Here is a 3,302-nt window from a genome sequence, read left to right as displayed (position 1 = left end):
CTAGTGGATGTTCATTAATCAAGCCAATACGCCAAAAATCCTGATCGGTAAATCTACTGAGTAAAGTCATTGAACCTTATTCCTTCATGTTATTGTGTTTTATCATCTTATAAAATCACTATTAAATATAGTAAGCATATAATCATAACTACTGCAAATGATTTGTCATTTGAAAATTAACGTTCAAAAGACAATCGTATAATTGAAATGGTTATACTATATCTAAAAGCAATAAGCGTTATTCACATACATAATGATAGTTAGTTTTAAGATTTACTACGTTAACTGATAAAGTGATTTTATATGTCAATATTAAATAAAAATTTCATCCAGATTTCTCTTATAAGCTTATTAGTTCCAATAACATCACATGGAATGTCTATCGAACACAGTCCAAAAGAGAGTTATGAGATAATTACAAATCCTGATATCGGAATTACAGATCATCAAACAATTAATATAAGACATAATAAAGACTGGAACATACCGAGTTACCCTGAAACTTCAGTTGTATATTACCGTTGGTATTGGGAGGAATTAGAGCCAGAAAAAGGGAAATATAATTTTAAGTTGATTGACGATACTATAAATGAAGCCAAAAAATTGAATAAGAAGATAGTTATCCGCTTCATGACACTGGCTGGTCTTAACGAAACTTACTATAAAGATTCACCTAGAGCTGGGAAAAAAATTCTTGGTATTCCTTGCTGGCTCAAGCAACAAATCGATCCAAAATCTAAAAATGGTTGTCAAAACGATAATAGTTTCGTTGTAAATTATACCGATCCTAAATTTAAAAAGTCATTACAAAATTTCATTACAGCTATGGGGAATCGTTATAATAATAACTCTAACATTCTACGACTAGATGTTGGCCTTATTGGCACTTGGGGTGAATGGCATTTAGGTACCCATAAAAAATACTCTCAATCCACCTTAGGATATTCAGGCTATAAAAATAAAGATCTAACACCATATATTGATATAATGATGAATGCTTTTCCTAAACATATGCTAACTATAGACCTAGGAACAACCGATGATCATTTTACAAGCTATGCAACTAAAAGAAATCTAGGATGGAGAGCCGATTGCTTTGGTGACTGGAGACCTGGCTGGAATCATATGCAACAAGCTTATCCTGAAACATTCCAACATATCAAAAAAGATAAAAGTTCAAAAAATGACACAGATCCTTATTTTTTAACACGCTGGAAAAAAGCACCTGTAGATTTTGAAATCTGTGAAACAATGAAAGAATGGGATGAACAACCAAAGATATATACCAAAAAGAAAGTGGAAAAAACTTTTGATGATGCTCTTTCCTTACATGTATCACTAATGAATCTAAAATCTGATCCTATTCCTAAAAAATATCAAAAGATACTTAATCAATTTTTGACTAAAATCGGATATAGATTCGTATTAGAACATATTAAAATAACCAGTGATTTCGAGAAAAACACACCAATAACAATTACATCGCAGTGGAAAAATGTCGGTGTTGCTCCAAGTTATAACAACTACCCTATCACTTGGCGTATTGTGAATAGCAAAGGTGAAGTCATTACTTATTATGATACTAAGAATGATATTACAAACTGGCTTCCTTCAGAAAAATTAAATGATACAGCGCCAATTTATACTCAAAAAAATACATTTACATTACCAAAGACAATAAAAACTGGAAAGTACCTATTAGAGGTTGGGCTTGTTAAACTAGGGACACACGAAGCTGTCATTGGTTTAGCTATTGAAAATAAAAATAAAAACCGATGGTATCAATTACAAGAGTTTAATATTAAATAGAAAAAAGGCATGTGAGTAAGCATGCCTTTATTTTATTGTAAGAAATTAGCTTTAAAATAATCCCAAATACCAAATGAGAAATTTTTAAAAATATCAATGCCTAATGCTGACTTAATTAAATACAATGTTAATACAGCAGACATAAATAGAAAAACGAGTATAACGACAAGAGAAATAACTTTAATAATCGTAGTTATAGATTTCTCACGTCGTTGCTCGATCCGACGATTCTTCCCAAGCAAAAAAACAGCATAATACCGCCACCTCCCAAGACCAAAAGTAGGCCTAAAGTCAATGTAATGCTCGCTAGTTCGGCTACTTGCTATAATAGCATCCTCAATTGCATTACGCTGAGTATCATCAAACGAATCCAAAATTTCATTTGGTATATGATAAAGAACTCGTTCAACAATACCTTGTTGGTTGTGACTTATTTTACTGTTAGAACTCATGCTATTCACCAGTACTTATTTATCATGCTCGGCCTGTTGAAAAACATTATAAGTCTGCTCAGCAATTAGATCCCAGTCATATTTTTGTAAATAATCATCATAAGATATTAAAGGTTGACCAACAGACTCTATCAGTTTTTTTGCTAAATCATCACTATTTCCACAGGAAAAATAACGATCATTAGGCAGATGAACTGCTTTATTAGCGGGGATATCACTAACTATAACAGGTAGAGAAAATGACATGGCTTCTAACAGGGCAATAGGCAAACCCTCACTGAAAGATGGTAATACGAAAGTATCTGCCTGAGAGAAAATACTATGCAGTTCTTCACCAGATAAAAATCCAGTTAGGACAACGCCAGAAGTCTCCTTTGCTACTTTTTTCAGGTCATCACTATATTCAGTTGGATGATCACAATCTCCAACTAGAACCAGCTTTTTATTAATCCCACTTTTCTGGTAGGCATCCAATAAAACATCTAGACCTTTTTCTTGAGAGAACCGACCGACCGCAACAACATAATCACGAGATTCTAGATCAAATTTTGATAAATACTCATTGATTTTATTCTGCTCAGGAAGCTTTGGCTTATGCACACCATTAAAGATTAAATGTGTATCTTTACGACCGTACTTTTCTTCCATTAAATTTTGCATAAAGTCTGAAATAACAATAACTTCAGATGCATATTTAACAGCACATCTTTCGCCAAGTCGTAAAACAAACTTAGCTAATTTACCCCACTTTTGATGATCATAATTCTGACTATGATGAGTAAAAACAACTTTTTTGCCAAACAATCTTAATAATGGCGTAACTAGACCCGGGCCAATGGCATGGATATGAACAATATCGGCTTTTTCTTTAATAGCATACAAGGCCGCTAACAACGAATGTAACGGTGCCTCTAATGATTTATTCGTAACCGAAGGTAAAGCCTTAAGTTTTACACCTAAATACTCACTTTCAGAATATGGCACATATGGTTTTCGTGCTGTAACAGTAATATCCAAGTTGTATTTCTCAACTAAGAGTGG

At 32.9% G+C, this 3,302-nt stretch carries 3 protein-coding genes; 1 reads left to right on the top strand and 2 read right to left on the bottom strand.

Features of this window, described 5'->3' with window-relative positions:
• Positions 1-303 precede the first annotated feature (303 nt).
• Positions 304-1,809, top strand: coding sequence for a DUF4832 domain-containing protein (locus I3255_RS13420; protein ID WP_238039258.1), 1,506 nt, complete (start codon positions 304-306; stop codon positions 1,807-1,809).
• A 32-nt stretch (positions 1,810-1,841) separates the two neighbouring features.
• Here I3255_RS13420 and I3255_RS13415 read toward each other — a convergent pair whose 3' ends face one another.
• Both I3255_RS13415 and I3255_RS13410 read right to left on the bottom strand, forming a co-directional pair.
• A complete protein-coding gene (locus I3255_RS13415) occupies positions 1,842-2,261 on the bottom strand; it encodes a hypothetical protein (protein ID WP_036764348.1) in 420 nt (139 codons plus the stop codon).
• Positions 2,262-2,276: 15 nt separating this feature from the next.
• The coding region (locus tag I3255_RS13410; RefSeq protein ID WP_238039257.1) for a glycosyltransferase family 4 protein at positions 2,277-3,302 on the bottom strand (1,026 nt) is incomplete at its 5' end.

Origin of the sequence: Psychrobacter sp. Ps6, assembly GCF_022129235.1 — a bacterium.
Taxonomy (GTDB): Bacteria; Pseudomonadota; Gammaproteobacteria; order Pseudomonadales; family Moraxellaceae; genus Psychrobacter.
Note: the sequence above shows the minus strand (reverse complement) of the source record. Positions and strands in the feature narration are given on the sequence as shown.